Source organism: Streptomyces nodosus (assembly GCF_008704995.1).
In the GTDB taxonomy this organism is placed as follows: Bacteria; Actinomycetota; Actinomycetes; order Streptomycetales; family Streptomycetaceae; genus Streptomyces; species Streptomyces nodosus.
In genome coordinates this window covers 1,886,191-1,907,003 of record NZ_CP023747.1, presented here as the reverse complement: position 1 = coordinate 1,907,003, position 20,813 = coordinate 1,886,191, and the positions used below count along the sequence as shown (strand labels likewise).

At 70.2% G+C, this 20,813-nt stretch carries 22 protein-coding genes; 14 read left to right on the top strand and 8 right to left on the bottom strand.

Going from position 1 to position 20,813, the window contains the following annotated elements:
- The first annotated feature begins 19 nt into the window (after nucleotides 1-19).
- Nucleotides 20-310 (top strand): GlsB/YeaQ/YmgE family stress response membrane protein, encoded by a 291-nt coding sequence (locus CP978_RS08700; protein WP_043439109.1) that lies wholly within the window; start codon nucleotides 20-22, stop codon nucleotides 308-310.
- A gap of 91 nt (nucleotides 311-401) precedes the next feature.
- Here CP978_RS08700 and tyrS read toward each other — a convergent pair whose 3' ends face one another.
- The 5 genes from tyrS to CP978_RS08675 form a co-directional block, all read right to left on the bottom strand.
- Nucleotides 402-1,670, bottom strand: coding sequence for a tyrosine--tRNA ligase (gene tyrS / locus CP978_RS08695; protein WP_150478170.1), 1,269 nt, complete (start codon nucleotides 1,668-1,670; stop codon nucleotides 402-404).
- A gap of 55 nt (nucleotides 1,671-1,725) precedes the next feature.
- A complete protein-coding gene (locus tag CP978_RS08690; protein WP_043439107.1) occupies nucleotides 1,726-3,120 on the bottom strand; it encodes a metallopeptidase TldD-related protein in 1,395 nt (464 codons plus the stop codon).
- Nucleotides 3,117-4,640: a TldD/PmbA family protein gene (locus CP978_RS08685; protein WP_043439105.1), complete on the bottom strand. Its 1,524-nt coding sequence runs from the start codon at nucleotides 4,638-4,640 to the stop codon at nucleotides 3,117-3,119. Before CP978_RS08685 ends, CP978_RS08690 begins: the two co-directional genes overlap by 4 nt.
- 142 nt (nucleotides 4,641-4,782) lie before the next feature.
- The gene (locus CP978_RS08680; RefSeq protein WP_043439103.1) at nucleotides 4,783-4,977 is read right to left on the bottom strand and encodes a DUF397 domain-containing protein; all 195 of its coding nucleotides are present in this window, start codon (nucleotides 4,975-4,977) and stop codon (nucleotides 4,783-4,785) included.
- The gene (locus CP978_RS08675) at nucleotides 4,974-5,825 is read right to left on the bottom strand and encodes a helix-turn-helix domain-containing protein (protein WP_043439101.1); all 852 of its coding nucleotides are present in this window, start codon (nucleotides 5,823-5,825) and stop codon (nucleotides 4,974-4,976) included. The genes CP978_RS08680 and CP978_RS08675 overlap by 4 nt, the downstream gene beginning before the upstream one ends.
- Before the next feature lie 207 nt (nucleotides 5,826-6,032).
- Between CP978_RS08675 and CP978_RS08670 the strand changes: the two genes are divergently transcribed.
- From CP978_RS08670 to CP978_RS08635, 8 genes are all read left to right on the top strand, one after another.
- On the top strand, nucleotides 6,033-6,458 hold the full coding sequence (locus CP978_RS08670) for an ATP-binding protein (protein ID WP_043439100.1): 426 nt from the start codon (nucleotides 6,033-6,035) through the stop codon (nucleotides 6,456-6,458).
- Between the two features lie 224 nt (nucleotides 6,459-6,682).
- On the top strand, nucleotides 6,683-7,609 hold the full coding sequence (locus CP978_RS08665; RefSeq protein ID WP_043439098.1) for a helix-turn-helix transcriptional regulator: 927 nt from the start codon (nucleotides 6,683-6,685) through the stop codon (nucleotides 7,607-7,609).
- An 80-nt stretch (nucleotides 7,610-7,689) separates the two neighbouring features.
- A complete protein-coding gene (locus CP978_RS08660; RefSeq protein WP_052454061.1) occupies nucleotides 7,690-8,817 on the top strand; it encodes an SEC-C domain-containing protein in 1,128 nt (375 codons plus the stop codon).
- Between the two features lie 91 nt (nucleotides 8,818-8,908).
- Complete coding sequence (locus tag CP978_RS08655; protein ID WP_043439095.1) at nucleotides 8,909-9,193, top strand: type II toxin-antitoxin system Phd/YefM family antitoxin; 285 nt, start codon at nucleotides 8,909-8,911, stop codon at nucleotides 9,191-9,193.
- Entirely contained in the window at nucleotides 9,190-9,585 is a 396-nt protein-coding gene (locus CP978_RS08650; RefSeq protein ID WP_079162061.1) for a type II toxin-antitoxin system VapC family toxin, read from the top strand. The genes CP978_RS08655 and CP978_RS08650 overlap by 4 nt, the downstream gene beginning before the upstream one ends.
- 150 nt (nucleotides 9,586-9,735) lie before the next feature.
- Nucleotides 9,736-10,455, top strand: coding sequence for a 3-oxoacyl-[acyl-carrier-protein] reductase (gene fabG, locus CP978_RS08645; RefSeq protein WP_043439092.1), 720 nt, complete (start codon nucleotides 9,736-9,738; stop codon nucleotides 10,453-10,455).
- A gap of 5 nt (nucleotides 10,456-10,460) precedes the next feature.
- Complete coding sequence (gene fabI / locus CP978_RS08640) at nucleotides 10,461-11,228, top strand: enoyl-ACP reductase FabI (protein ID WP_043439090.1); 768 nt, start codon at nucleotides 10,461-10,463, stop codon at nucleotides 11,226-11,228.
- Nucleotides 11,229-11,427: 199 nt separating this feature from the next.
- Nucleotides 11,428-11,796 (top strand): hypothetical protein, encoded by a 369-nt coding sequence (locus CP978_RS08635; RefSeq protein ID WP_043439088.1) that lies wholly within the window; start codon nucleotides 11,428-11,430, stop codon nucleotides 11,794-11,796.
- Between the two features lie 7 nt (nucleotides 11,797-11,803).
- Here CP978_RS08635 and CP978_RS08630 read toward each other — a convergent pair whose 3' ends face one another.
- Complete coding sequence (locus tag CP978_RS08630; protein WP_043439086.1) at nucleotides 11,804-12,493, bottom strand: FadR/GntR family transcriptional regulator; 690 nt, start codon at nucleotides 12,491-12,493, stop codon at nucleotides 11,804-11,806.
- Nucleotides 12,494-12,791: 298 nt separating this feature from the next.
- Here CP978_RS08630 and CP978_RS08625 point away from each other — a divergent pair, with 298 nt between their 5' ends.
- The 4 genes from CP978_RS08625 to CP978_RS08610 all read left to right on the top strand — a co-directional run bounded on the left by CP978_RS08625 (nucleotide 12,792) and on the right by CP978_RS08610 (nucleotide 15,263).
- Nucleotides 12,792-13,991, top strand: coding sequence for a CynX/NimT family MFS transporter (locus CP978_RS08625; protein WP_043439083.1), 1,200 nt, complete (start codon nucleotides 12,792-12,794; stop codon nucleotides 13,989-13,991).
- A 72-nt stretch (nucleotides 13,992-14,063) separates the two neighbouring features.
- Complete coding sequence (locus CP978_RS36080; protein WP_107070369.1) at nucleotides 14,064-14,180, top strand: SGM_5486 family transporter-associated protein; 117 nt, start codon at nucleotides 14,064-14,066, stop codon at nucleotides 14,178-14,180.
- Nucleotides 14,181-14,355: 175 nt separating this feature from the next.
- A complete protein-coding gene (locus tag CP978_RS08615) occupies nucleotides 14,356-14,568 on the top strand; it encodes a hypothetical protein (RefSeq protein WP_043439080.1) in 213 nt (70 codons plus the stop codon).
- 176 nt (nucleotides 14,569-14,744) lie between these two features.
- Nucleotides 14,745-15,263: a SixA phosphatase family protein gene (locus tag CP978_RS08610; protein WP_043439077.1), complete on the top strand. Its 519-nt coding sequence runs from the start codon at nucleotides 14,745-14,747 to the stop codon at nucleotides 15,261-15,263.
- Between the two features lie 93 nt (nucleotides 15,264-15,356).
- Here CP978_RS08610 and serB read toward each other — a convergent pair whose 3' ends face one another.
- Nucleotides 15,357-16,568, bottom strand: a complete 1,212-nt coding sequence (gene serB, locus CP978_RS08605) for a phosphoserine phosphatase SerB (RefSeq protein ID WP_043439076.1) — start codon at nucleotides 16,566-16,568, stop codon at nucleotides 15,357-15,359.
- A gap of 471 nt (nucleotides 16,569-17,039) precedes the next feature.
- On the opposite strand from serB, the gene CP978_RS08600 reads away from it, so the two are divergent.
- Nucleotides 17,040-19,556 (top strand): ABC transporter ATP-binding protein/permease, encoded by a 2,517-nt coding sequence (locus CP978_RS08600; protein WP_043439075.1) that lies wholly within the window; start codon nucleotides 17,040-17,042, stop codon nucleotides 19,554-19,556.
- Between the two features lie 132 nt (nucleotides 19,557-19,688).
- On the opposite strand, the gene CP978_RS08595 is transcribed toward CP978_RS08600, so the two are convergent.
- Nucleotides 19,689-20,378 carry a transglycosylase SLT domain-containing protein gene (locus CP978_RS08595; protein WP_043439074.1) on the bottom strand — a complete coding sequence of 230 codons (690 nt, stop codon included), beginning with the start codon at nucleotides 20,376-20,378 and terminating at the stop codon, nucleotides 19,689-19,691.
- Nucleotides 20,379-20,813: the final 435 nt, after the last annotated feature.

The following is a 20,813-nucleotide window of genomic DNA, read 5'->3' as shown; positions in this document are numbered from 1 at the left end:
CCGTAGGAGGAGGCACACCATGGGCTGGTTGTGGGCGATCATCGTCGGTTTCATCCTGGGTCTGCTGGCCAAGCTCATCCTGCCGGGCAAACAGCACAGTCCCCTCTGGCTGACCACCATCATGGGCATGATCGGCGGCATCATCGGCAACGCCATCGCCCGCTCCATCGGGATCGCGCAGACCCGGGGCATCGACTGGGGCCGTCATGGGCTCCAGCTCGCCGCCGCGGTCGTCCTCGTCTTCCTCGGCGAGATCATCTACAACGCGATGAAGGGCCATCGCAGAGAAGACCGCCGACAACGGGCCTGAGGGCGGGCGGGCGGACCTGACGGCAGGGCGGAGACGACGGAGCGGGAAGGGAGCGCCGCCCCCTTCCCGCTCCGGTGCGGTGCCCGGCTGATCAGGCGCCGGTGACCTCGACCGCGGCCAGGTTCTTCTTGCCGCGGCGCAGCACCAGCCAGCGGCCGTGCAGCAGATCCTCCCGGACGGGGACGGCGTCCTCGGCGGTGACCTTGACGTTGTTCACATAGGCACCGCCCTCCTTCACCGTGCGCCGGGCGGCGGACTTGCTGGCCACCAGGCCGACCTCCGCCAGCAGATCCACGACCTGGCCGAGCTCGGTGACCTCGATGTGCGGCACCTCGGAGAGGGCCGCGGTCAGCGTCCGCTCGTCCAGCTCCGCGAGCTCGCCCTGACCGAAGAGGGCCTTGGACGCGGCGATCACGGCGGCCGTCTGCTCCGCGCCGTGCACCAGCGTGGTCAGCTCCTCGGCCAGCGCGCGCTGGGCGGCGCGGGCCTGGGGGCGCTGCCGGGTCTGCTCCTCCAGCTCCTCCAGCTCCTCGCGGGACTTGAAGGACAGGATCCGCATGTAGGTGGAGATGTCCCGGTCGTCCACGTTCAGCCAGAACTGGTAGAACGCGTAGGGCGTCGTCATCTCCGGGTCCAGCCAGACGGCCCCGCCCTCGGTCTTGCCGAACTTGGTGCCGTCCGCCTTGGTCATCAGCGGGGTGGCGAGCGCATGCACCTCGGCGTGCGGCTCCAGCCGGTGGATCAGGTCGAGCCCGGCCGTGAGGTTGCCCCACTGGTCGCTGCCGCCCTGCTGGAGCGTGCAGCCGTGCCTGCGGTAGAGCTGGAGGAAGTCCATGCCCTGAAGCAGCTGGTAGCTGAACTCCGTGTAGCTGATGCCCTCGGCGGACTCCAGACGCCGGGACACGGAGTCCTTGGTCAGCATCTTGTTGACCCGGAAGTGCTTGCCGATGTCCCGGAGGAACTCGATGGCCGACAGGCCCTCGGTCCAGTCCAGGTTGTTGACCATCACGGCCGCGTTCTCACCCTCGAAGGAGAGGTACGGCTCGATCTGGCCGCGCAGCCGCTCGACCCAGCCGGCCACCGTCTCCGGGTCGTTCAGCGTGCGCTCCGCCGTGGGGCGGGGGTCGCCGATCAGACCCGTCGCGCCGCCCACCAGCGCCAGCGGCCGGTGCCCGGCCTGCTGGAGCCGGCGCACGGTGAGCACCTGCACCAGATGCCCCACATGCAGGGACGGCGCGGTCGGGTCGAAGCCGCAATAGAACGTGACGGGACCGTCCGCGAGCGCCTTGCGCAAGGCGTCCTCGTCGGTGGACAGGGCGAACAGCCCACGCCACTTCAGCTCGTCGACGATGTCCGTCACGGTCTTGATCTCCTTGGATGAACTTCGGGCGGTCGGGTGACCGCCGAGTACGAGGTTATACGCCCTGGCTGACGGAGCTCATATTGAAATCCGGCACCCGCAGCGCCGGCATCGCGGCCCGGGTGAACCAGTCGCCCCACTCCCGGGGCAGGGTCTTCTCCGAGCGTCCCGCCTCGGTGGCCCGGTCCAGCAGATCGACCGGGGACTCGTTGAAGCGGAAGTTGTTGACCTCGCCGATGACCTCGCCGTTCTCGACCAGATACACCCCGTCCCGGGTCAGCCCGGTGAGCAGCAGGGTCGCCGGGTCGACCTCGCGGATGTACCAGAGGCAGGTCAGCAGCAGCCCGCGCCCGGTGTCCGCGACCATCTCCTCCAGCGAGCGGTCCGTGCCGCCGTCCAGGATCAGATTCCCGATCGCCGGCGCGAGCGGAAGGCCGGTCAGGGCCGCGCTGTGCCGGGTCGTCGTCAGATGCCTGAGCTCGCCCCGGTCGATCCACTCGGTGGCGTTCAGCGGCAGCCCGTTGTCGAACACGGACGCGTCGTCGCCGGAGGAGTGCGCGATGGTGAAGGGCGCGCTCTCCAGACCCGGCTCCCGGGGATCGCTGCGCAGCGTCAGCGGCAGCTCGGAGAGCCTGTCGCCCACGCGCGTTCCGCCGCCGGGCCGACTGAAGACCGTACGGCCCTCGGCCGCGTTCCGGGCCGCCGCCGACCACATCTGGTAGATCAGCAGGTCCGCGACCGCGGTCGGCGGCAGCAGCGTCTCATAGCGTCCCGCGGGCAGCTCGATCCGGCGCTCCGCCCAGCCCAGCCGCCGCTCCAGCTCCGCGTCCAGCGCCGCCGGGTCGACGTCCTTGAAGTCCCGGGTGGAACGCCCCGCCCATGCCGAGCGCGTCCGGTCCGGGGACTTGGCGTTCAGCTCCAGCGTCCCGTTCGGCTGGTCGTGCCGCAGCCGCAGCCCCGTCGACGTGCCGAGATAGGTGGAGACCAGCTCATGGTTGGCGAAGCCGTACAGCTCCCGCCCGCCGGCTCGCGCCCGGGCGAACGACTCACCGAGCGCCGGGGCGAAGTCCGCGAACACCGCGGAGGAGGTCTCGGCGGGCGCCTCGGTGAAGTCCGGCGCCTCGCTCACCCCCGTCACCAGCGGCTGGGCGTCCTCGGCGGGCCCCGCGGCCCGTGCGGCGGCCTCCGCTGCCCGCACCAGCGGCTCCAACTCGTCGACGGTGACCGCCGAGCGGGACACCACCCCGGACGCCGTGCCCTCGCTGCCGTCCACGGTCGCGATGACGGTGAGCGTGCGCCCCCGGGTGACCCCGTTCGTCGTCAGCGCATTGCCCGCCCAGCGCAGATTGGCGGTGGAGTGCTCATCCGCGATCACCACACACCCGTCCGCCCGGGACAGTGCGAGGGCACGCTCGACGATCTCGTGCGGCTTGTTCGTACGGGTGCTCATCGGCCGGCCTCCTGGGTGGTGTTGAGGATGGTGACGCCCCGGAAGAGGGCCGAGGGGCAGCCGTGCGAGACGGCCGCGACCTGGCCCGGCTGGGCCTTGCCGCAGTTGAAGGCGCCCCCGAGGACATAGGTCCCCGGACCACCGACGGCCGTCATGGAGCCCCAGAAGTCGGTGGTCGTCGCCTGGTACGCGACATCCCGCAGCTGGCCCGCGATCCGCCCGTTCTCGATCTTGAAGAAGCGTTGCCCGGTGAACTGGAAGTTGTAGCGCTGCATGTCGATGGACCAGGAGCGGTCCCCGACCACATAGATGCCCCGGTCGACTCCCCCGATCAGGTCCTCCGTGGAGAGCCCCGCCGGATCGGGCCGCAGCGACACGTTCGCCATGCGCTGCACCGGCACATGACCGGGCGAGTCGGCGTACGCGCACCCGTTGGACCGCTCGAACCCGGTCAGTTTCGCGATCCGACGGTCCAGCTGATAGCCGACCAGGGTGCCGTCCTTGACCAGGTCCCAGGACTGGCCCGCCACGCCCTCGTCGTCGTACCCGATCGTCGCGAGGCCGTGTTCGGCGGTGCGGTCACCGGTGACGTTCATCAGCTCGGAGCCGTACTTCAGCTTGCCCAGCCGGTCGAAGGTGGCGAAGGAGGTGCCGGCGTAGGCGGCCTCGTAGCCGAGCGCCCGGTCCAGCTCGGTGGCGTGCCCGATGGACTCATGGATGGTCAGCCACAGATTGGACGGGTCGACCACCAGGTCGTACACCCCCGCCTCCACGCTCGGCGCGCGCATCTTCTCGGCCAGCAGCCCGGGGATCTGCTCCAGCTCGCTGTCCCAGTCCCAGCCGGTACCGGTCAGATACTCCCAGCCGCGTCCGACCGGAGGCGCCAGTGTGCGCATCGAGTCGAACTCACCGGTGGACTCGTCCACCGACACCGCGGTGAGCTGCGGATGCAGCCGGACGCGCTGCTGGGTGGTCACGGTCCCGGCGGTGTCGGCATAGAACTTGTTCTCATGGACGGTCAGCAGCGAGGCGTCCACATGGTTGACCCCGTCCGCCGCGAGCAGCCGCCCGCTCCAGTCCGCCAGCAGCCCCGTCTTCTCCTTGTCGGGCACCGTGAAGGGGTCGATCTCGTACGAGGACACCCAGGTCTTCTCGGAGTGCACCGGCTCGTCCGCCAGCTCCACCCGTTCGTCCGACCCTGCGGCCTTGATCACCTGCGCCGACAGCTTGGCCATCGCCACCGCCTGCGAGGCGACCTTGGCGGCGGCGTCCGGGGTCAGATCGACCCCGGAGGCGAACCCCCAGGTCCCGCCGTGCACGACCCGTACGGCATACCCCAGGTCGGTGGTGTCCGAGGACCCGGAGGGCTTGCCGTCACGCAACCGCCAGGCGGCACTGCGCACCCGCTCGAACCGGAAGTCCGCGTGCTCGGCCCCCAGCGACCGGGCACGGGCGAGCGCGGCGTCGGCCAGGGGGCGTAGGGGAAGGGCCAGGAACGACTGATCGATTTCATGGGGCACGGGTGGGATCCCTTCGAGGTTCTCTCCTGGTGGCCGTCCGGGGCAGTGAATCACGACTCGGCGGTCGACTCCGGCGCAGAACGAAGGGCGGGCCCGGGAGCTCGTCCCTTGCCCGCCCATGAACTCCGGGTACGACGCGTACTCAGCCGTCCAGCGACGATCCCGCAGCGAGCGCGGTGAACGCCGCCCAGGCGCCGGGGGTGACGACGAGGGGACGGATCCCCTTGTCCTTGGAATCCCGGATGTGAACGGCCTCGGGACACAGGGCGACCTCGACGCAGTTGTCGTTCTCGCTGCCGCTGTAACTGCTCTTGAACCAGGACAGTTCGGTGCTCATAGCGCTCCTCGCATCTGTTCCAGCAGCTTCACGGTAGCCCTGCAGTCCAGGGCCTGTGAACGCAGCCTGCCATAGCGCTGGAGCAGCGCGCTTACGTCTTTGGGAGCGGAGATCAGGTTGCTCGACCGCTGTCCCTCGGTGTAGCCGATCCACTGGTGGGAGGACGTCTCGGCCAGATACATGGGGCCGTCGATGCCACAGTGGTCCTCCTGGACCGTGGGCATGATCTGGACCTCGATATTTCGCCGTCTACCCACCTCAAGCAAGTGGTCGATGACCTGTCCGGTGACATCGCGCCCTCCCATGCGCCGCTCCAGGACGCTCTGCTCGACGACGAAGCTGAACGCGGTGTTCTGGTTGGTGGAGAGGATCTGTTGCCGGTCCAGCCGGGAAGCGACCTCGCGTTCGATCTGTTCCTCCGAGGCGGGCGGCAGCCGTAGGTCGAACACTGCCCGGACGTAACCCTCCGGCTGCAACAGCCCCGGAACCGCCCGGCATTCATACGCGTACAGCGAGATCGCCTCTTCCTCCACCCCTGCCCACTGCCGAAACCAAGATGCGAGCACTGCCCGCCTCGTCAGGCTCCGGGCCGCCGCCGCGAGGACCTTGAGGCCGACCGGCCCCAGCACCTCCTCCGCCCGTGCGGGCAGATCCCCCGGAGGGAACCGCTTCCCCTGCTCGATCTTCGCCACGTACGCGGCCGAGTACCGTACTCGCCGGGCGAACTCCTCCTGTGTCAGCCCGGATTCCTCCCGCAGCGCCTTCAGGACCGCGCCGAAGGTCTTGAGACTGTCCGAGAGTTCGGGTTCCGTGTGCGCGTTGCCGCCTCCGCCGTGGTCCGTCGTCATCGCCGTGCCCTCCCGTGCTCACGTACTCGCCGGTCTCCGCTCAACCCGCTCAATCCGTCCAGCGTCACGCGGAGTTACCCACCCAGTCCACAGTGTGCACCGATACAAACCGGTCTGTATCGGTGTCGTGCCTGTTGGTGGGGTCGGGGCGGCCAGAACGCTGGGCGCATGCCAGCACCGCATGCCCAAGAGGCCGTTACCGTAAGTGTGTTCGTCCAACGCCTGTCCGCCACCCGGCTCGGGGCCCGGCTCGCGCGCCGCCTGGCCGTGCACCAACTCGACCTGTGGGGCGTGCCGTACGGGAGCCCGGTCTCCGACACCGTCGCCCTGGTGGTCGCCGAACTCAGCGCCAACGCCGTGCTGCACGGGCGGGTTCCCGGACGGGACTTCGCGCTGCGGCTGCGCTGCGACCGCGCCGCCGGTGTCGTACGCGTCGAGGTGTCCGACACCCACCCGAGCCACCCCGAGCCCCCGGCGCCGGCTGCGGACCCCGCGGACCCGGACGGCGGCAGGGGCCTGCTCCTCGTGTCGGCCCTCGCCGAGCGCTGGGGCATCACCGACCGCACCGGACCGGGCAAGACCGTCTGGGCGGAGTGCGCACTCTCCGCCCCTCCATGTCCCCTTCGGGTGTAGTTGATGATCATCTTCCGTAACTGACCCACTGGTGCGGGTCAGTTGCGATTTCGGTGGTTGTCGGTGGTGACGGGTAGGCTTGTCGGCCACTTGGAGTTGACGGTCAACTCTTCGACGGGCGACGGCTTGTGGAGGCGCACGTGGTCGGACGTGAGATCGCTGCGGCGGACCATCCGAGCAAGGAGATCAGGGAGCTACAGGAACCAGGAGCGACAGGCACACGCATGGGGGGCTGGGGCGTCATGGAGTACGAGTTTCATTTCGTCGTGGACGGGATCGACGTGGGCGACGACGAGGCGGTCGGGATCGTCCACGACACCTTCGACGGGGTGCTGACACGCCATCGCGGTCGGCATTTCCTGGACGTCTCCGAAGGCGGGGCCAACGCGATCGACGCCGCCCACCGCATCGTCGTACGGCTGCGGAAATCCCTGCCGGGCCTGCGTCTGCTGCGTACCGACCCCGACCTTGTCGGTGTCTCCGACATCGCGGAGCGTGCCGAACGCACACGGCAGAACGTCCAGCAGTGGGCGAACGGCGAGCGGCGGCAGGACAAGCTGCCCTTCCCGGATCCGGAAGGGATCGCGGGACGATCACCGGTGTGGCGTTGGGGCGACGTCAACGCGTGGCTCGCCCAGTTCGGCGAGGGCGACGGTGTGCACACCCCCACCCGTGACGAGGCGCTGACCATCGATTTCATGCTGCCCAGGTGGCAGCGCACGCTGGACGACGGCCTTCCCCTGGTGCACTTCACCACGGCCGAGTCCGGGGACGACAGGGACCAGGAGCGTGAAACCGTCCAGCGGCTGTTGGAAGGCACTCTGGCCTTCCCCGGTGTGCTGGAGCGGATCGCGGCGATCCCGCGGACGGAGCAGCAGAGGCTCACTGTCGTGTGCGCGGTCCTGCCGGACCGGCTGAGCGGCGTCGTATCCCGGATCGGCCACGACGAGGTCTGGGCGGTGCTTGCCTTCCGGGGAGTGGACGGCGAACTACGCCTCCAGCCCGTCGGTACGGCCAAGGCCCCGGGTGCGGTCCTGGTGTCCAGCCTCGGTCTCGGACGTGACGCGACGGTCGGCGACCTACTGCTCGTCCAGACCAATGGCCCCGACGACACGCCCGTCACGCCGATCACCCCGGTCGGGCTGGACTGAGCCCGTTCATCCGGCGCCCGTACCGCTGATCCCGCGGGCTTGCCCGGCGGTGTCCCGGCGGGGCGCACTACCGTGGAGCCATGTCCAGCAAGCGGCGCGGCGGCCGGGCGGGGACGAGCCGGTCCCTCGGGGCCCCGCCTCCGGTCACCGGTGCGCAGGCGGCGCGGGAGTGTGAGCGGCTGGCGGAGCGGCACCCGGAGGACCGGGAGGAGCTGCTGCTCGAGGCGGCCGAGGCGTGGGGCGAGGCGGGGGAGCACGGCCGGGCGATGGCCGTCTACGAGCGGCTGCTGGACCCGGAGGGGCCGGGCTGTGCGGAGCCGGATCTGGTGGACTCCTTCCGGATCGGCGCGCTGTGGGACGCGGGCCGGGAGGCGGACGCCCGCACCGCGGCAGCCGCGTTCCGCGCCCGGCATCCCCGGCACCCGGCCGCCTGGAACGTCGTCGCCGAGGCATTCGAGGGCGCGGACGAGCCGGCGGTGGCCGCCGAGTGGTTCACGGCGGGCGTCACCCATGCGCTGGGCGCGGGCACCCCGTTGACGGCGGACACCGTGGAGGAGGCCCCGTACGGCTTTGACCTGGAGACCCTGGTCATCGGGCGCCATCGGGTGCGGCGCCTGCGGGGGTTCCCGCACGACGACTGGGACGACGTGGCCGACGAACTGCACGAGCGGCGTGAGTCGGCCTGGCTGGGCGCGGCGCGTCCGCTCGACGAGGTCCATGACCCCCTGCGCCTCAAGCGGCTCAAGGAGGGCGGCGCCGGGGCGCTGCACGCCGAGATCGCGGCGCTGACGGACACCTCGCCCGTGGACCGTACGGACCGGACCGCGCCCGTGGCCCCGCGCCGTGCCTGTGTCCTCTTCTGGCCGCCGGAGGAGTTGGCGCGGCTGCGCTCCCGCAGCCCGGAAGCCGCCGGGGAGTACGGCGCCGACCATGCCGATCACACCCGGAGGGTCGAGCGGACCCTCGGGGAGCTGTCCGAGCGCGGGGTCCCGCACCTGGCGGTCGGCCGTGCCACGGTGGCCGGGCTCCAGGCCCTCGCGGAGCGGATCGACGGGTCCGCCGACACCTCCGACACCCGCTCCGCGTACGCGGACGAACTCGCCCGCACCGGACACACCACCGACTGGCCGCCCCCGCGCAACGGCCCCTGCTGGTGCGGCTCGACGCGCAAGTACAAGAAGTGCTGCGGGAGCCCGTCATCGGCGTGACCGGGCCAGGCGCGACACGCCAACCACGGACCACTTGTGGGTACATTTCTTGCAGTGTAGGTACACGTCCGCCCGGCTGAAGGGGACCTCCATGAGCACCATCTCCGTGCGTGAGTTCTCGTACAACCCCAGCGCCGTCTTCGCCCGTGTGGAGAAGGGGGAGGCGATCCAGGTCACCCGGCATGGCAACGTGATCGCCATACTGTCGCCGGCCGGCGGTCCCATGGAGCGGTACGCGCACTTGGTGGCGCAAGGAAAGATCAAGCTGAAGTCGGCCACCGCTGCCGACCGACACGGCATGCCGCATTACGAGGTACCGGAGGGTGTCGACCCCCTGGCGGTGCTGTTGACGGAGCGCGAGGAAGACGACCGTTGATCTACCTGGACACATCGGCGTTGGTCACATGGATGACCCGCCGCAACCATTGGGCCGAGTTGGACGCCTTCCTCCAGGAGCGAGCCACGGCCCCGCTCGCCACCGGCACGCTCGGCTTCGTGGAGACCGTACGAACCCTGGAACTCGTGGGGCACTTTCCCGAAGCGATAGAGGAATTGGATGCCCGGATCACCGAGATCCTCCTCACCCGTGAGGTGCGTGATGCTGCGGCCGTGCTGGTCGGGCGCCTGCGCACGCTGGATGCGATCCATGTGGCCAGCGCTCTGTCGCTGCGGGACGACCTGACCGCGTTGGTGACGTACGACCGCAGGATGCTCGAGACGGCTCGTGGCGAAGGGTTGCTCGCTCATGCACCGGGCATGGCGGACTGACCGGGGCAGCGGACTGTAGGAACCCGACAGGACCCGGGATGAGCCACTGTCGGTGCCCGAATGCCCGCCGACCTGGTCGGACCGATAGGTTTTCGGTTGAAGGCGCCTGCCTCGGCAGGGGTTCCAGACCGCTATCGAAAGGGTGATCCGTTGAGCCGCTCGGTTCTTGTCACTGGAGGCAACCGGGGCATCGGCCTCGCCATCGCCCGAGCGTTCGCCGAGGCCGGAGACAAGGTCGCGATCACATATCGCTCGGGTGAGCCGCCGGCCGCCCTCAAGGAATTGGGCTGCCTCGCGGTCAGGTGCGACATCACCGACACCGAGCAGGTGGAGCAGGCCTACAAGGAGATCGAGGCCGTGCACGGCCCGGTCGAGGTCCTCGTCGCCAACGCCGGTGTCACCAAGGACCAGCTCCTGATGCGGATGTCCGAGGAGGACTTCACCTCGGTCATCGACACCAACCTCACCGGCGCCTTCCGCGTCGTCAAGCGCGCCAACCGCGGCATGCTGCGCGCCAAGAAGGGCCGCGTGGTGCTGATCTCGTCGGTCGTGGGGCTGCTCGGCCAGGCGGGACAGGCCAACTACGCCGCCTCCAAGGCCGCCCTGGTGGGCTTCGCGCGCTCCCTGGCCCGTGAGCTTGGCTCGCGCAACATCACCTTCAACGTCGTCGCGCCCGGCTTCGTCGACACGGACATGACCAAGGTGCTCTCCGACGAGCAGCGGAAGAACATCGTGTCGCAGGTGCCGCTCGGCCGGTACGCGCAGCCGGAGGAGATCGCCGCCACGGTGCGGTTCCTCGCCTCCGACGACGCTTCGTACATCACTGGAGCCGTCATCCCCGTTGACGGCGGACTGGGAATGGGTCACTGATCACCATGAGCGGAATTCTCGAGGGCAAGCGCGTCCTGATCACCGGCGTGCTGACGGAGTCCTCCATCGCGTTCCACACCGCGAAGCTGGCCCAGGAGCAGGGCGCCGAGATCATCCTGACCGCGTTCCCGCGGCCGACGCTGACCGAGCGCATCGCCAAGAAGCTGCCCAAGCCCACCAAGGTCATCGAGCTGGACGTCACCAACGACGAGCACCTCGGACGCCTGGCCGACGTCGTCGGCGAGGAGCTGGGCGGCCTCGACGGCGTGGTGCACTCCATCGGCTTCGCCCCCCAGGACGCCCTGGGCGGCAACTTCCTCAACACGCCGTTCGAGTCCGTGGCCACCGCCATGCATGTCTCGGCGTTCTCCCTGAAGTCGCTCACCATGGCCTGCCTGCCGCTGATGCAGAACGGCGGCTCGGTGGTCGGCCTCACCTTCGACGCCCAGTACGCCTGGCCGCAGTACGACTGGATGGGCCCCGCCAAGGCGGCCCTGGAGGCCACCAGCCGCTACATGGCGCGCGACCTCGGCAAGCAGAACGTCCGCTGCAACCTCATCTCGGCCGGCCCCCTCGGCTCCATGGCCGCCAAGTCCATCCCGGGCTTCAGCGAGCTGGCCTCCGTGTGGGACCACCGCGCCCCGCTGGAGTGGGACCTCAAGGACCCCGAGCCGGCCGGCCGCGGTGTGGTCGCACTGCTCAGCGACTGGTTCCCGAAGACCACCGGCGAGATCGTCCACGTGGACGGCGGTCTGCACGCCATCGGCGCCTGAGGCAGCCGGAGGGTACGCCGGACACCGGCGCCCGAGAGCATCGGCGCCGAGACAGCCGAAAAGCAACGCCCCGTTCCCCGTACGCACGGGGGGCGGGGCGTCGCCCGTATGGAGCAGCTGACCGGGTCCCCCGGGCCGTGCAGCACGCACGCTGGGAGGGACGACCGCCCCCAAGCCGAACGGCCCAGGAGGTCAGCTTGTGCGCCTGTCCCGCCGGCTCGCCCCGGCCTTCGTCGTCCTCGCCCTGCTGACGGTCCTGCCGTACGAGGCCCTGCCGCACCGGTCCGGCAGGAGCGCGCCGCACGCGGGTGTGAAGACCGGCGGGAAGACCGCGCCGGGGCCCTTCGGGTCCGACTGCCGCGTCGGGGTCACCGGCTCGCACGTCGTCGCGTACTGCCACAACCCCTATCCCGACGCCGATCATGTGAGTCTGCACATCGAATGCGGCCACTGGTGGGACGTGGACACCGACACCGACCCGGTGGAGGCCGGGCCCGCGATGACCGTACGACTGTCCGGGCGGTGCTGGCAGGATGTGCGCGCGGCCTGGATCGGCCATGCCCGATGAGCCGGGATCAGCGCTCGCCGGACCGCGCGTGCCTCGGCCGGCACCCCAGCGGATAGCTCGCCGCCTCGGCGGCCGCGGAGGCCGCGTCACCCGAACGGATCGCGTCCACCAGCGGGGTGTGGTCCATATGCACCTCGGGCGTCAGTTCCTCCCCGACGTCCACCCGCAGCCAGTCCCGCAGCACCTCGCCCAGGTCCGCGTACATCGCCGTCATCGCCTCGTTGTGGGAGGCGGCCACCACCGCCAGATGGAAGGTCGCGTCGGCGGTCACGAACGCCTCCGCGTCCCCCGACGCCCAGGCCTCCTCCCGGCGCACCAGCAGCGCGTCCAGCTGCTTGAGGTCGCGCTCGGTGCGCCGCTCGGCGGCCAGCTGGGCGGCGCCCGACTCCAGGGTGGAGCGCAGTTCCGCGATGTGGTCCGGGTCGGCGTCGGCGAAGCGCCGCTGCATCACACCCGCCAGCTCGCTGGTCGCCGCCACATAGGTGCCCGACCCCTGGCGGATGTCCAGCAGGCCGTTGTGCGCCAGCGCCCGGACCGCCTCACGCACCGTGTTGCGGGCGACCCCGAGCATCTCGACCAGCTCGGGTTCGGTGGGGATACGGGAACCCACCGGCCATTCGCCCGACGTGATCTGGTTCCGCAGCTCGGCGATGATCTGCTCGGACAGCGCGGATCGACGGGGGTGGGTCAGCGACATGACGGTCCTTCGTGCGGGCCAGGGGGTGAGACCTGTGGTTCCGGAGCGTAACGCAGGGAGAGTGGACAGCCAATCATCCCATGATTCTATGATGTCCCTCATGGCATATGAAGAGACCGGTACGACGGCGTCCGCGTCGCCACGCCTGCCCGGCGGAACGGGAGCGGCGGCGGGGAAGGGGACGAAGACCGAGACAGGCATCGAAGCGGCACCCGGAGCGGGCGCGGGGCCCGGCGCGGAGGCGGGGACGGAGGCGCAGACACAGCCCCCGGCCGGAGGAACGCCCCTGCGGCCCTGGATGACGAGGCTGATGGTCGTCGGCATCGCCCTCAGCGCGCTGAATCTGCGGCCCGCCATCACCAGCCTCGGCGCCCTGCTGGAGGAGGTGCGCGACGGGCTCGGGATGAGCGGCAGCGTCGCGGGACTGCTCACCTCCGTACCGTCGCTCTGCTTCGCCGTCTTCGGCGTCATGGCCCCGCGGCTCGCCCGCCGCTTCGGACCGGGGGCGGTGATCTGCGCCGGGATGGTGGCGATCACCGCCGGACTGCTGATCCGCCCCTGGGTGGGAAACACCGCGGGCTTCCTCGCCGCCAGCGCGCTCGCCCTGATGGGCATCGCGGTCAGCAATGTGCTGATGCCGGTGATCGTCAAGCGCTGGTTCCCGGACCGGGTGGGCTCCATGACGGGCGTGTACTCGATGACGCTCGCCCTCGGCACCTCGCTGGCGGCGGCGGTCACCGTCCCCGTGACCGACGCCCTGGGCGGGAGCTGGCAGTCGGGACTGACCGTCTGGGCGGTGCTGCCCGCGGTCGCGATCCTGCCGTGGATCCCGTTCGTACGAGGCCGGACTGCCGGTGCCGGTGCCGCCGACGCGCAGGGCTCTACTGCTCACGACCGTGAGGAGCCCGACGGGCTGCGGATCACCCGGAGCCGTACCGCATGGGCGCTGGCCGTCTTCTTCGGGCTCCAGGCCACGGCCGCCTACGTCACCATGGGCTGGATGGCACAGATCTTCCGCGACGCCGGGGTGTCCGCCGGCACGGCCGGTCTGCTGCTGGCGCTCACCATGGTGATGGGGGTGCCGCTCGCCTTCGTCATCCCCCGGCTGGCCTCACGGCTGCCGCACCAGGGCCCGATGGTGGTCGTCCTCGGCGTGTGCGGTCTCCTCGGGTACGCCGGTCTCTACACCGCCCCGGTGAGCGGCGCCCTGGCCTGGGCACTGCTGCTGGGCATCTCCAACTGCGCCTTCCCGCTGGCGCTCACCATGGTGGGGATGCGGTCCCGGACGGGCGCGGGGGTGGCCAAGCTGTCGGCGTTCGCGCAGAGCGCCGGATATCTGCTGTCGATCCCGGGCCCGCTGCTGGTCGGCGTCCTCTACCAGCGGAGCGGTGGCTGGGGCCTGCCGCTCGCGCTGCTCGCCGGGCTCATGGTGCCGCAGGTGGTGGCGGGCATCCTGGCGGGCCGCGACCGGATCGTGGAGGACGAGGCGGCGCGCTGAGCGGAGCGACGGCCACCGCGTGTCCCCGACCCTGCCGGAACCGGGGCGGGGGAGAGGTGCGAAACTGGCCGTATGCCCGTGCTCGACCCGAACCCCCAGAACGGCCAGCGGAAGATGCTCCTGGTCTTCGGCACGTTCCTCGCCATCTTCGTGATCATCGCCATCGTCGCCACACTTGCCTCCCCCTGATGGCCCCTGGGGACCCCTAAGGGATGGTGGGGCCAGCCCCACCATCCCTTAGGGGGTCAGGGTCAGGGTGAAGTGGGTGGATCACCGGATGGGTCGAGGGCCGCCGGATCCGTACCTTCGAAGATGTGGCCGCGAGAGGCGGGGCCACGACCAACCGAAGACCCCGGAGGCAGTCATGTCGGCCCGCACCCCCACCCGGACCCACCCGGCGACCACGGGCGGCGTCGACATACGGCTTCCCTGGTGGGCCTTCGCCCTGCCGGCGCTGGCCTTCGTGGCCCTGCTGGCCCTGATCCTCAACCCGGCGGACGCGAGCGCCGGGGGCGACCCCGCCCTCAGCCACCTCGTCGGACGCATCCAGCAGACGATGACGCATCACGCACAGTGACACCACTCTTACCGCACGCCGCACGCCGCACACCGCCCCCGACCGGCCGACGGCAACGCCTCCTCACCCCCGGTGCGCACGGTCGAGGGGCCGGTTGAGCCACCCGCGCGCGGGCGCGCACCCGGCGTCGTCAACTCCCTGCGCCCGACGGCCTGTCTCATGCGAAGCTGGGACGCATGAGCTCCGCAGAACCCCGCAGGATCGTCCTCTTCCGGCACGCCAAGGCCGACTGGCCGCAGGTGGCCGACCACGAGCGTCCGCTCGCCGAGCGGGGCCGCATGGACGCGGCCGTCGCCGGACGTCGGCTGGCCGACACCGGTATCCCCTTCGACCTGGCTCTCTGCTCCACCGCGACGCGTACCCGTGAGACCTGGAAACTCGCGGTCCAGGAGCTGCCGCACCGGCCGAGAACCGTCTACGAGGAGCGGCTCTACGAGGCCTCGCCCGGCGAGCTGATCGCCGTGCTCAACGAGACCTCCGGCGAGGCACGGAATCTGATCCTGATCGGCCACAACCCGGGCGTCCAGGGCCTGGCCGAGGTCCTCACCGACGCGGCCGACGACGACGCCCGCGAGCGGATGAGCCGGCACGGCTTCCCGGCCGGGGCCTTCGCCGTCCTCACCTTCGAGGGCTCCTGGAAGTCGCTGGAGCCGGGCACGGCCACCCTGCACGACTACTGGGCGCCGACCGAGTAGCCCTCACGGCGAGCGAGCGGTCCCCGACCCGACGGGCCCGGCGCCGAGCCGGACCCCGTCGACGGGCTGTCCACGCCCTGTCCCGCCTCGGGGTCAGTGCGTGTCCTCCTGGGTGTCCGCCGCCTCGACCTCTTCCCGGGTGACGCCCAGCAGATACAGCACGGTGTCCAGGAAGGGGAAGTTCACCGCGGTGTGCGCGGCCTCCCGCACGACGGGCTTGGCGTTGAAGGCGACGCCAAGCCCGGCCGCGTTCAGCATGTCCAGATCGTTGGCCCCGTCACCGATCGCCACGGTCTGCGCCAGCGGCACCCCCGCCTCGGCGGCGAACCGGCGCAGCAGCCGCGCCTTGCCCGCCCGGTCCACGATCTCCCCGACCACCCGGCCGGTCAGCCGTCCGTCGACGATCTCCAGCGTGTTGGCCTGGGCGAAGTCCAGTCCGAGCCGCTCCTGCAGATCGTCCGTCACCTGGGTGAACCCGCCGGAGACCACCCCCACTTGGAAGCCGAGCCGCTTCAGTGTACGGATCAGGGTGCGGGCGCCCGGAGTGAGCCGGACCTCCGAGCGAACCTTGTCCACCACCGACGCGTCCAGCCCCTTGAGCAGCGCCACCCGCGCGTGCAGCGACTGCTCGAAGTCCAGTTCGCCGCGCATGGCCGCGGCCGTGACCTCGGCGACCTCCGCCTCGCACCCGGCGTGCGCCGCGAACAGTTCGATGACCTCGTCCTGGATGAGCGTGGAGTCCACGTCCATGACCACCAGACGCTGGGCCCGGCGGTGCAGACCGGCCGCGACGACGGCGATATCGACCCCGAGCGCCGAGGCGTCGGTGACCAGGGCGGTGCGCAGCGGCTCCGTCTCCACCCCGGACACGGCGAACTCCACGGCCGTCACCGGGTACTTGGCCAGCCGGAAGATTCGGTCGATGTTGCCGCCCGCATCGGTGATACGGGCGGCGATGGCGGCCGTCGACTCGGCGCTCAGCGGGCTGCCCAGCACGGTGACCAGCGAGCGGCCGAGGCCACGCGGGCGGTTGTCGCCGATGCCGGAGATGATCTCCGCCTGCATCTTCATGGACTCCGCCCAGCTGTGGACGGTGGCCCGCAGATCGCCCTCGATCCCGGACGGGGGCACGGTCACCAGGGCGCACAGCACCATCCGGCCCCGGGTGACGACCTGCTCGATGTCGACGACATCGACGTTGTAGGCGGCCAGAGTGTCGAACAGCCCGGCGGTCAGGCCGGGCCGGTCCTTGCCGAAGATCTTGACAAGGAGAGTGGGGGCGTCGGAGGTCTGCGAAGCGCTCATGGTGCTTCCACCGTATCCGGCACCCCCTGCCCGCGCGTGTCCGGTCCGACCAGCGGACGGGGAACAGTGGGTGACGGACCGATGACGTGCCTCTTGAGCAGCGGTGACGGCACGGATTACCCCTGATCGGCGGTGCGGGGGACGGAGTAAGGGTGTGGCGCGGCCCGGTCCGGCGCCGGCCGGCCGCGCCCCGCGGGACCGATCGGGCGGGGGAGACGATAGGGTCGGCCCTGATCCAAGGAGCCGGAGTCCGCGGGTTCCCCCGCGCGGGGACCGGGAGGGCGGTTCGGCCGACCGGGCCGACGTGGGGAACCCTGGAACACCCTCCGCGTCCGGTGCCTGTGCGCATTCCTCTCAAGGACCGGCTTCCGGTCGGAGGGCCGGTCCTGTCATAGTTCCCCACGATGTTCGACACATCCCTGGACTCCCCAAAACGGGGGCAACTCGGGGGACAGATCAGTGGGGCATGGAGTGCCTGAACTCGTACTCGAATTGAACGGACGCACCTGGACCCTCGACGGGTCCGGGCCATACACCCTCGGACGAGATCCGCAGGGGGACATCGTGCTCGAGGACGCCAGGGTTTCCTGGCGCCACGCCACGATCAGCTGGAACGGCGGCAGTTGGGTGGTCGAGGACCTCGGCAGCACCAACGGCACCTTTGTGCACGGCCGACGGGTCCAGCAGCTGGACATCGGTCCGAGCACGGCCGTCTATCTGGGCAACCCGACCGACGGGCCGCGCCTGAACCTGTCCGGTTCCGCGGCCGCCGTGCCCGCCGGGCAGGTCCAGCCGCAGCAGCCGTACGCGGCCCAGGGCGCCGACGCCGGCTGGGGCGGGCAGGTGCCGCACCAGCCGGCCGTCGCACAGGACCCGCAGCAGCAGGCCCCGCAGCAGGCCGCCGTGGAGATCCCGCAGCAGCAGGGCCCCGGTGGTGGCGCGGGGGCGCCATCGGTCCACAGCGACCGCAGCCCGACCTCCTTCCACGAGTTCTCCCTGGGCCGGGTGATGCGCATCGGCCGTGCACTGGAGAACGACCTGGTCGTCTCCGACCTCCAGGTCTCGCGCCACCACGCGGAGTTCCACGCCACACCCGACGGCCGCTTCGAGATCCGCGACCTGGGCTCGCACAACGGCACGTTCATCAACGGCATGCCGATCGGCAAGGGCGGCACCGCGCTGCTCGACCCGCACGACATCGTCGGCGTCGGCCACTCGACGTTCCGTCTGGTCGGCGACCGCCTCGAGGAGTTCGTCGACACCGGCGAGGTCTCCTTCTCCGCACGCCACCTCACCGTCACGGTCGACAGCGGCAAGCAGATCCTCCGGGACGTCTCCTTCGGAGTCCCGGAGAAGTCGCTGGTCGGCGTGATCGGCCCGTCCGGTTCCGGCAAGTCGACCCTGCTGAAGGCGCTCACCGGCTACCGCCCCGCCGACCAGGGCGACGTCCTCTACGACAACCGGAACCTGTACAAGCAGTTCGCCCAGCTGCGGCAGCGCATCGGCCTGGTCCCGCAGGACGACATCCTGCACAAGGAACTGACGGTCAAGAAGGCCCTCAAGTACGCGGCCAAGCTGCGTTTCCCCGCCGACACCACGGCCGGCGAGCGCGACAAGCGCATCGACGAGGTGCTGCGCGAGCTGAAGCTGGACATCCACCGGGACAAGAAGGTCACCTCGCTCTCCGGCGGTCAGCGCAAGCGCGTCTCGGTGGCCCTCGAACTGCTCACCAAGCCGTCGCTGATCTTCCTGGACGAGCCCACCTCCGGTCTGGACCCGGGCATGGACCGCGATGTGATGCAGCTGCTGCGCGGCCTCGCCGACGACGGCCGTACGGTCCTCGTCGTCACCCACTCGGTGGCCGAGCTGGCCCTGTGCGACAAGCTGCTGGTGATGGCGCCCGGCGGTGCCGTCGCCTACTACGGCCCGCCCGAGGAGGCGCTGAACTTCTTCGGCTACGAGACCTGGGCCGATGTCTTCTCCGCCTTCGAGAACTACCGCGACTACGACTGGGCGGGCCGCTGGAAGGGCTCGCAGCACTACCAGATCTACGCCGCGGACATCGACGCCGTCGAGCCGCAGTCGGCCCCGGTGCCGGCGGCGCAGGCGATGAAGCCGCCCAAGCCGCAGGGCTGGTTCTCCCAGCTCGGCACCCTGATCCGGCGGTATGTCTCGGTCATCGCCTCCGACAAGGGTTTCCTGCTGCTGAGCGTGATCCTGCCGGCGGTGATCGGCGCGGTGAGCCTGCTCATCAACCATGAGCGGGGCCTGCTGGCCAACCCGGTCAACCCGAAGACCGGGATACCCGTCCCCAACGGCACCGCCACCACGGTCCTGCTGATCCTCGCGGTCGGCGCCTGTTTCGCGGGCGCCGCCAACTCCGTCCGCGAGCTGATCAAGGAACGGGTCATCTACGAACGGGAGCGCGCCACGGGCCTGTCCCGCTCCGCGTATCTGATGTCGAAGGTGATCGTCCTCGGCGTCGTCACCATGCTCCAGGGCCTCATGGTCGGCATGATCGGCTTCGCCAGCCGGGAGGTCCCCGAGACGGGCCTCGTGCTGGGCCACGCCACCCTGATCGAGCTGTGCCTGCCGATCATGGCACTGGGCTTCACCTCGATGATGTTCGGCCTGGTCATCTCCGCCCTGGTGAAGACCTCCGAGAAGACCATGCCGCTGCTGGTCATGTTCGCGATCATCCAGGTCGTCTTCACCGGCTGTCTGTTCACGCTGCACGGCACGCTCGGCGTCAACGAGTTCTCGTATCTGATGCCGTCCCGCTGGGCGGTCGCCGCGGCCGGCACCACGCTGGACTTCAACAAGATCGCCCCCAATACGGACGACCCCACCAGCACGGACCCCTTGTGGGACCACACGGCGGGGGCCTGGACGCTGGACATGGTGGCGCTGATCGCCCTCGGCGCGCTCTGCGGCTTCCTGGTGGCCCGCTTCCTGCGCCGCCATGAGCCGGAGGTCATGCGCAAGTAACCGCCGTCGCACCACGCCGAAGGGCGGCACCCCGTATGGGTGCCGCCCTTCGGCGTGTGGGCCCGTGGCCGCTACGGCGTGGCACGCCTGCGGTCCGCACGGATGTCCGCGCCGGACACCCGGCGTCCGGCGTCAGTACGCGCTGTTGACGTTGTCGATCGAGCCGTACCGGTGCGCCGCGTAGTTGGCGGCGGCGGTGATGTTGGCGACCGGGTCGTAGATGTTCGCCGAGGTGCCGTGCACGTGGTAGGTGCTGAAGGTCGGCGGGATGACCTGGAGCAGACCCTTGGACGGGATGCCGTTACGGGCGTTGATGTCCCAGTTGTTGATGGCCATCGGGTTGCCCGAGGACTCCCGCATGATGTTGCGGTGCAGGCCGTTGTACGAGCCCGGGATGCCCTTCTTCGCCATGATGTCGAGGGACTGGCGGATCCAGCCGTCGAGGTTGTTGGCGTAGCTCTTGGCCTTGGGCGCGGCCGGCTTGACCGCGGGGCGCTGGGCGGACCGGTCGGCGGCCTGCTGGGTCGCGTGCTGCTGCGCCGCCTTCTTCAGGGAGGCCGCCTTCGCCTTGGTGGCGATGGCCTCGGCCTTCAGCAGGGAGGGCGCCATCTGGTCGGTGACGCTGGCCTTGATTCCCTTGGGCGCCTGGTTGCCGAGGGCCACCGGGGCGGAGGCCACCGAGGTCTGAGCGGTGGGTGCGGCCTCGCTCGGAGCGGCGGTGAAGGCGAGGGTGGCGGCACCGAGGGTGGCCACACAGGCGGCGGAAATCTTGTGGGTCTTGGTCAGCGCGTTGGCACGACGTATGACGGTGTTCTTGAGCATGCGGGGGACCTCTCGTATAGCGGGAGGTCGCTCCGGGTGCCGGGGACGTCAGGTGTTTCCAGCACAAGCGCCGCGGGTACAACCCCGCAGCGCCGAGCGACTGGAGCAATTCTTAGCGGCCGCAAAAACTCCAGGCAAAGGTGTGACGTACTATCCCGGATAGGGGACACAGGCACGGCGAAACGGGACAAAATGCCTAATCCATCCCGTTCGTGAGGGGCCTGTCCGTCTCCTATGTCCCCTAGTACGTGATCTGGGTCCTATGCGCGGCCTCACATCCGGCACCCCTCGATCTCACAGGGAGTTGCTGGAGCAATCCGTTGCGTCGCTGGATTTCCGGAGCCCGGCCGCCGGGAACGGGGCCGCCCTCGGGACTAGGTCTTTCGGCCCGGGTGCGGCCGTCCGGCGTCGGATACGCACCGTCACACCCCACCG